We start from the raw sequence: 7895 nt of genomic DNA on the forward strand, positions 1-7895 counted from the left end.
TCCGGCACCGTCAGCGCGTTCCTCCGGCCGCCCATTCGACCGCGGCGTCGAACAGGCGCAGTCCCACCGGCGAGAGATTCGCGAACGTGTCGTTGCCCAAGAACATCATCACACGGCGCGCGGGTGCGATCGCTTCGTAATCCATCGTCGCGCCCTTCTCATAACCGAAGATCGCCGCCTTCTCGGGCTGGCCGTAGATCGTGGCGATCGTTGTCGCGCCAAGGCCGGGCTTACCCCAGCTCATGCCGGCCTGCTTGACATAAACGTTGGCGACCCCGGCCGGCAGGCCCGCCGCCATCGGCTGCGGCGCGTTGACGATCCACAGATAACGCTCCTTGTCGGCCTCCCCGAAATCAACGTCGTGCCGCTTTCCGGTCATCGCGAGATCGTCGAGGATGTCGTTCTCCCAGCTGAGCAGCGGCACCGCAAGCTGGCGCCAGCCCGACTTCACGTCTTTGGAGGACACCGTGGATGACACGATGACCAGCGCGGCACCACGCGCGGTCGCGGGATCGGCGTCCTGGTTCTCGAAGCGGACCGCATAGCCTTTTTCCGCCAGATGCGCGCGCACCTTCTCGTCGATGGCAATGCTGGGGCCGCCCTGCTGCACCAGCATGACCACGTCGCGAGGCTTGGTGCCCGAAGCCGCCATGGCGGTCCCGGACGCGCAGAACGCTGCCAGCGTCAGGGCCAATGCGGTCAGCCCATAGCGAAGTTTCGTCATCGTCAGACCCTTAGAATTCCAGCGAGGCGGCAAGCGAGAAGCGGCGGGTATCGCCGATCGACACGAAGTAGCTGTTCACCGCCGAAGGGTAATAGGTCTTGTCGAAGATGTTCTTCACGTTGAACTGCAGCCCCAGCTTGTGTCCGGCGATCTGCGTATCATACGTGATGAAGCCATCTGCCGTCACATAGCTCGGCAGGAAGAAGCTGTTGGCGGAATCGCCCGCCCGCCTGCCGACGTAGTGAGGGCCACCGCCCACTCGCAACCGGTCGTTGCCGACGATCTCGCCGAAGTCGTAGACCCCCGAAAGCGATGCGGTGTACTTCGCCGCGTTCCACAGCAGATTGCCGGCGAAAACAGGATCCTCCGTGGTCTTGCCATCGAGGTAAGCGAAGCTGCCGATCGCGCTCAGTTGCGGCAGGATCTGCCCTGCAAGGTCCAATTCGACGCCGCGTGCACGCGCGGCGCCTGCAGTGCGGTAGTCGGTCTGCTTGGTCTGGTCGTTGAACTGCGAGACCAGCACGTTGCGCTTGTGGATGTCGAACAGTGCGAGGGTGCCGGTGATACGGCCGGGAATGTCGATCTTCACGCCCACTTCCCACGAGCGCGCACGCTCCGGCGCAAAGCCGGAATCGAGCACAACGCCCGCAGACAGCGGGGCGATGGTGGAGGCCGGCTTGAGCGACTGGGAATAGCTGCCGTAGAGCGAGAAGGTCGGCGTCCACTTGTAGACCAGCCCTGCGCGTGGCAGCACCACGGTATCGTTCGTGTCGGTGTTCTGCTTGAAGGGCCGCCCGCGTCCAGCGATCTGGCTCCAGTGCAGGACGCGTGCGCCGCCCACCACGATAAGACGATCGGTGAGGTGCAACGTATCCTGCAGGAAGGCCGAATAATTGCGCAGCTTGTCTGTCTGCTCGCTGTCGCTGGCGGACACCGTGCTCGACGGCTGTTCCAGACCGTAGACCGGGTTCAGGTAGCTGAACGTGCTGGTCGTCGCCTGGCGCAGCAGGTCTTTGCGGTAGATCTTGCGCGATTCCGCCTCTACCCCGACCTGCAGATCGTGGCGCATGCCCAACAGGTTCACGCTGCCGTCGATATAGGCGGTGCCGTAATAGTCCGTGCTGAGCGCGCCGTGCGTGGCGTCGTTGCTGCGCAGCAGAGTCCCACGCGCGGTATTGACGCCATTCACGCGCAACTGGTTCGCGTCGTAGGTTTCCTCGTTGTAGCTGAGGCTGAGATGCGCGGCCCAGCCGCCGCCCAGTTGCTGGTCGGCCGACATCTGCGCGAGGTGGCTCTGGCCGTTCATCGCGTTGAACGGCTCGTCCAGCCGCCGGGTGCGCGGAATGTCCAGAGGCTTGAGCGTCGCCGGATCGAGCGCAGTTCCGCGATCGAACGGCGCCAGGAAATCCCTATATTCGTACCAGAGCACGACTTGCGTGGTGGCGCCGTAATAGGCCAGCGACGGCGCGATCAGCGTTTCCCGGCGCTTGCCGAAATTGCGCCAGTAATCCTCGTTCACGTGATCGACGATCAGTCGATAGGCGAGACCCGTGCCGCCGATCGGACCGGTCGTGTCGAGCGTCGCGCCGTAGCCGTTGCGGGCATTCGCATAAGTCGACCCCGTCAGGGACACCACGGTTCGCGCGTTCAACTGCGGCTTCTTGCTGACGACGTTGATGACCCCGCCCGGATCCATGATGCCGTAGAGCAGCGATGACGGCCCCTTGAGCACTTCGACGCTCTGCGCCGCCGCGTTGAACCCGCGCCCCTGCACCAGCGGCATGCCGTTGTGCTGGATCGAACCGTCGCGATTGCCGCCGAAGCCGCGTTTCATGATCGTGTCCTGCGTGCCCGCAAGCGTATTGCCCTGCGTGATCCCGCTGACGTTGGAAAGTGCATCATCGAGATAGCGCGGCTTCTGGTCGCGCAGCACTTGCGCCGAGACGATGTTGACGACCTGCGGTACGTCGAGTGGCGGCAGCGAACTGCGCAAGGTCGAGGCGTCGGGCGTCGGCTGGTAACGGTCGTCGGCGCCAATCGCCACGGGTGCGGCGCGCGCAGTGACGATGATGTCCTGTCCGGCGACAGGTTCGCCGTTCACCGTCTGGGCCATGGCGGAAGCCGGGCATGCGGTGATACTGGCGGCAACGAGCCACGGCGAAAACACTGACTGGCGAATGAGACTTACTCCGGCGTTGACGAACCCGCCTCTCCGCCGCCCTTGCAATGCCATCTTATGATCTAGAGCAGGCCCTCTTAGCGACGGCCGTTCGGCTATCAATAATCACTATCAATCGCAAATTGATTTTCGGTAATGTTTGGACACGCACGGAGCGTTTGCGGCGGCTTCCAGATCGTTTCTGTGCTGCCCCCGGAACGATCGACGAGCTCCGGAAAGGGGGCGAGACGATCCCCCAGGCGAAATATTTCTCGCTTATTGCAAATGCGTCTCAACTACTTCAATGGGGCGCAATCGCATATTGCAGGGAGATACACTTTGGCCGCGCCGCGCATTCATGCCCTCTCGTCGAACGCCTTTCACAGGATGGGTCTTGCGGCCGCAAGCATAACGGCTTTGCTGCCGATCGCTGCCGCGGCTCAGGCCGCCGACGAGAATGCTCCCGTCCGCGCGGATGAGATCGTGGTGACGGCCGACCGACGGGACACCTTCAGCGCCGACTACGTACAAGCGGGCACGTTCCGCGATTCGCTCCTTCGCGATACGCCGCTGACGATCGCGGTCATGACCAAGGACCTTCTTGAGGCGCAGCAGGCGCGCGGGCTGATCGACGCCGTCCGCAATACGCCGGGCGTCACCCAGGCGCAGATCAACACCGCGATCTACAGCAACCTCGCCATTCGCGGGATCGTCCTGAACAACTTCACCAACGTGCGCTGGAACGGCGTGCTGCCGATCGTCAACCTGATCGAGCAGCCTATCGAGAGCAAGGATCGCATCGAGGTGCTCAAGGGCGCGGCGGGGCTCTACTACGGGTTCGCAACGCCGTCCGGCATCGTCAACCTGGTGACCGAGCGGCCGACCGCCGCGCCTGTGACCCGCTTCGATGTTCAGGGCGACAGCAACGGATCGGTCGGCGCGGGCTTCGACATCGGGCGCAGCTTCGGCTCGGCGGGCCTACGCGTGAACGCCGGAACCTCGATCATCGAGACCGGCCTCAAGCGCAGCGAGGGCATTCGCCGCTTTGCCTCAGGGTCGTTCGACTGGCGCCCAGCCGACGGGCTCGAAATCCTCCTCGACGCCGAATACAATTACAAGTCCGTCACCGAGCCGACCGAATTCAGCCTGCCGGCTGCGGTGAACGGCGTCATCGCGATACCGCCGCTGCAGTCGCCGTCGAAGAACCTCGGCGCGGCCTGGATGCAGGGGCGCGGCTGGGAAACCAACCTGCTGGCCCGCGTGAACTACGAGCTGACGCCCGACTGGCGCATCTCCGCCGCGATCGGGCAGTCCTACCTCACCCGGGGGCGGGCCTATTCCTCGTTCGGCGGCTACAATCTGGCGACCGGCGACGGGACCGTCACGGTCGCCATGACGGACGGCAACGACTACAGGAACGTGATCTATCGCGGCGACCTGTCCGGCAAGTTCCGCACCGGACCGATCGAGCACAACCTGCTGCTCGGCGTGTCTTTCTACACCCGCGACAGCAACGTGCCGACCGCCGTGCGCTATAGCTTCGCGCAGAACCTCTATGATCCGGTAGTGATCCCGCGCCAGCCGACCCCGCCCCGGATCATCGCCAACCCCTCGCGCGTCGAAGACCTCGGGCTCTATATCTTCGATCGGGCTTCCCTCGGCGACTGGCTGCAGGCGACCGTCGGCTATCGCAAGACCGACTACAGCGACGTCAGCCGTACCACTAGCTACAAGATCAAGCCGGGCACCTGGACTTACGGCGTCATGGTGAAGCCGGTCAGCTGGGCCAACATCTACGCCAACTACATCGAAGGGCTCGAACCCGGCCCGATCGCCCAGCAGATCGCGAACAATGCGGGCGAGATCCTGCCGGCCGCGATCAGCAAGCAGAAGGAAGTCGGCATCAAGATCGAACCGGTCCGCGGCCTCCTCGCGACCGGCGCCTACTTCCACATCAAGCGGCCCTCGGCCTATCTCAACAGCGCGAACGTCTTCGTCCAGGATGCCGAGGCCGCGTACGAAGGCGCCGAATTCAGCCTGGTCGGCGAAGTCGTGCCCAACCTGTCGATCGCCGCCAGCGCCATGTATCTCGATGCCATGCAGAAGTCCGGCAACGCCACCGTGGTCGGCAAGCTGATCGAGAACGTGTCGAAATATTCCGGATCGTTGTTCCTGGAATACCGCGTTCCGGTGGTCGAGGGCTTGCGGGTCTCGGCGGGCATGTTCCATGTCGGCCGCAGGGCCGTCAACGCGCTCAACCAGGGCTTCGTCCCGGGCTACGAGACGTTCGACCTTGGCGCCAGCTACACGTTCGACCTTCTGGGCAACCGCACCACGGCGCGCATCTACGGCGAGAACGTCACCGGCAAGCGCTACTGGGCATCGACCGGATCAAGTCTTCTCGCGCAGGGCCTGCCGGCGACGGTCAAGCTGAGCCTTTCCACTCAGTTTCCGTAAGCAGGCAAACGGGGAACGGGCCGTCAGGAAGGGCCGGGCGGAAAGGCAATTCTGACCGTCAGGCCCGAGGCATTCCCGGGGATCGTGCAGACTGCATCGTGCAGGGCCGCGATCGCCGCCACCAGCGCCAGGCCGAGCCCCGAACCCTCGGTATGGCGGCTGGCATCGAGGCGATAGAACCGCCGGAAGACGTTGGCGCGCTCCGACACCGGGATACCTTGCCCGGTATCGGACACCTCGGCCACGATGCCCCCATTTTCCACGAAGAGCCGGGACGTGATCGTCGTTCCCGCCGGCGTGTGGACGATGGCGTTCTCCACCAGGTTGGTGAAGAGCTGCGCCAGCAGTTCCCCGTCGCCGTCCACGACGATGCCCGGTGCGTGGTCGGCGAGATAGATGTGCTCGGCATCCTCGGCCACCGGGGCATAAGCCTGATGGACGCGGTCCATCAGTTCGCTGAGATCTACCTGCGTGAAGCGCCGGCGCCCGACCCCACCTTCGAGCGCGCCGATCCGCAGCAGCGCCTGAAAGGTCGCGAGGATACCGGACGTCTGTTCAAGGGCGTCGTCGATCATCGCCGGTTCGATCTCGGGGCTGTCCTGCATCTGCTCAAGCCGCTGGTGCAGGCGACTGAGCGGCGTGCGCAAATCATGCGCGATGTCGTTCGAAACCTGCCGCAGTGCCTCCATCGCCGCCGCGTTGCGATCAAGCATCCGATTCAGGTTCCGCGCCAGTTCGTCGAATTCCGGGCCTAGGCCGATCATCGGCAGCCGCTCCGCTCGGTCCCCCTCGACGATGCGATCGACCGCGCCGTTTACCCGGTCGAGACGACGCAAGAAGAGCCTCCCGGTGAGATATCCGCCCAGCAGTGCGAAGAGCGTGATGCCGATCCCGCTGAGCAGGGTGAAGCGGCCGAGCCGGTGGCGCAGCATCTGCACGTCGTAGTTGTCGCTGGCCACGACCAGCCGCAACCCGTCCGGCAGACGCGCGCCGAGCGTAGTCATGCTTTCCCGGCGCATGCCTTGCTGGCCCGGCTCGGGCTCTATCACGTTCACCGTGCTCCAGCCCTCCGTCATCGCCGTCGCCGGAAGATCGCCGAACAGGCGGCGGCCTGCGACATCGAGCAGCAGGTAGCGATAGGGTGCCTCGGGACGAACGCCTGCGTGACGGGCCATCGCGTCGGTCAGGCCGGATTGCCCGAGTTGCGCGTATTCGCCCTGAAGCACGCTCATCTCCGCCTGCAGGCCGCCGTTCGTCGCTTCGGTGGCATAGCGCCCGATCTGCTCTTCGACGACGATCAGCAGCGCGGCCGCACCGATGGCGAAGACCCCGGCGAGAAGCAGCGCGAAACGGAAGGCCGCGCTGCGGATCGGCCCAGAAGCCCGGCGCTCAGGCCGGTGCTCAGGCAGCATCGATTCGATACCCCGCGCCGCGCAAGGTCTGGATCAGTTCCTTGCCGAAGCCGCGATCCACTTTCGCGCGCAACCGGCTCATGTGGCTCTCGATCACGTTGGTCTTGGGGTCGAAGTGGAACGACCAGACGTTTTCCAGCAGCATGGCCCGCGTGACCACTTCGCCCGCGTGGAGCATCAGGTATTCCAGCAACTTCAGTTCCTGCTGCTGCAGGTCGATACGCTGGCCACCGCGCATCACCGTCCGCTTCACCCGGTCAAGTTCAAGATCGTCTATCCGCAGCAAGGTCTGCAGTTCGACGATCGGCGGCCGCCGCGCGAGCGCATTCACCCGGGCGAGCAGTTCGCTGGCCGCGAAAGGCTTGGCAAGGTGATCGTCGGCCCCGGCTTCCAGGCCCTCGACCCGGTCCTCCACCCCGTTCATCGCGGTCAGGAACAGCGCCGGACTTCGTACGCCCATCGCCCGCAAGGCCTTGAGCGCCCCTAGCCCGTCGAGCCCCGGCACCATGCGGTCGAGGATCAGCACGGCATGATCGCCGGTCGAACCCAGGAAGATCGCGTCCTGTCCGGTGGAGCAGACATCCACGACATGTCCGGCCGCGCTCAACACGCGCTCGAGGTGCGCCTTGGTCGCGTCGTCGTCCTCGAGAAGCAGGATTTTCATGCCGTGTCCTTTTTCGCTCGCATCGGATGCATCTGCAAGTTGGCAAAAAACAATGTTTCAATCATCTTGGGCAAAGGTTCAGTTGTTTATGTTCGCGTCATAGAGCAGTCCCGCTCTTAAGGATGCCATGATGAAAACTTCCAGCATCATCGTCGCACTTGCCCTGGTGGGTGCCGGATCTTCGGTTGCGTCGGCCAAGCCCGCCGCGCTGAAAGGCGGGGAATACGCCGCCCAGGCCAAGGTCACTCTCGCATCGGCGCGCATCGCCGCGCTGAAGGCACGGCCCGGCACGATCACGGACCAGGAACTGGAGAAGGAAAAGGGCGGCAGCGGCCTGCGCTATTCCTTCGACATCACCAGCCACGGCAAGCCATTCGAAGTGGGCGTCGATGCCAAGACCGGCGCGATCCTCGAGAATGCCGCCGAAGGCAAGAACCCGGACTGATACACCTGCGACGGGGCGGTTGCGCAACCGCCCCG

The 7895-nt window shown here is 64.3% G+C and carries 6 protein-coding genes; 2 read left to right on the plus strand and 4 right to left on the minus strand.

Going from position 1 to position 7895, the window contains the following annotated elements; all coding sequences use genetic code 11:
• Nucleotides 1-10: 10 nt before the first annotated feature.
• On the minus strand, nt 11-616 hold the full coding sequence (locus tag ACYPYD_RS10545; RefSeq protein WP_459663055.1) for a hypothetical protein: 606 nt from the start codon (nt 614-616) through the stop codon (nt 11-13).
• Nucleotides 617-734: 118 nt separating this feature from the next.
• Nucleotides 735-2837 (minus strand): TonB-dependent siderophore receptor, encoded by a 2103-nt coding sequence (locus ACYPYD_RS10550; protein ID WP_459663056.1) that lies wholly within the window; start codon nt 2835-2837, stop codon nt 735-737.
• Between the two features lie 384 nt (nt 2838-3221).
• Between ACYPYD_RS10550 and ACYPYD_RS10555 the strand changes: the two genes are divergently transcribed.
• Nucleotides 3222-5339, plus strand: a complete 2118-nt coding sequence (locus tag ACYPYD_RS10555; protein WP_459663058.1) for a TonB-dependent siderophore receptor — start codon at nt 3222-3224, stop codon at nt 5337-5339.
• A 23-nt stretch (nt 5340-5362) separates the two neighbouring features.
• On the opposite strand, the gene ACYPYD_RS10560 is transcribed toward ACYPYD_RS10555, so the two are convergent.
• Nucleotides 5363-6751, minus strand: a complete 1389-nt coding sequence (locus ACYPYD_RS10560; protein WP_459663060.1) for a sensor histidine kinase — start codon at nt 6749-6751, stop codon at nt 5363-5365.
• Nucleotides 6741-7415, minus strand: a complete 675-nt coding sequence (locus ACYPYD_RS10565) for a winged helix-turn-helix domain-containing protein (protein WP_459663061.1) — start codon at nt 7413-7415, stop codon at nt 6741-6743. The genes ACYPYD_RS10560 and ACYPYD_RS10565 overlap by 11 nt, the downstream gene beginning before the upstream one ends.
• Before the next feature lie 130 nt (nt 7416-7545).
• Between ACYPYD_RS10565 and ACYPYD_RS10570 the strand changes: the two genes are divergently transcribed.
• A complete protein-coding gene (locus ACYPYD_RS10570) occupies nt 7546-7860 on the plus strand; it encodes a PepSY domain-containing protein (protein WP_008828763.1) in 315 nt (104 codons plus the stop codon).
• Nucleotides 7861-7895 lie beyond the last annotated feature (35 nt).

The sequence above is a fragment of the Novosphingobium sp. 11B genome (genome assembly GCF_054589055.1).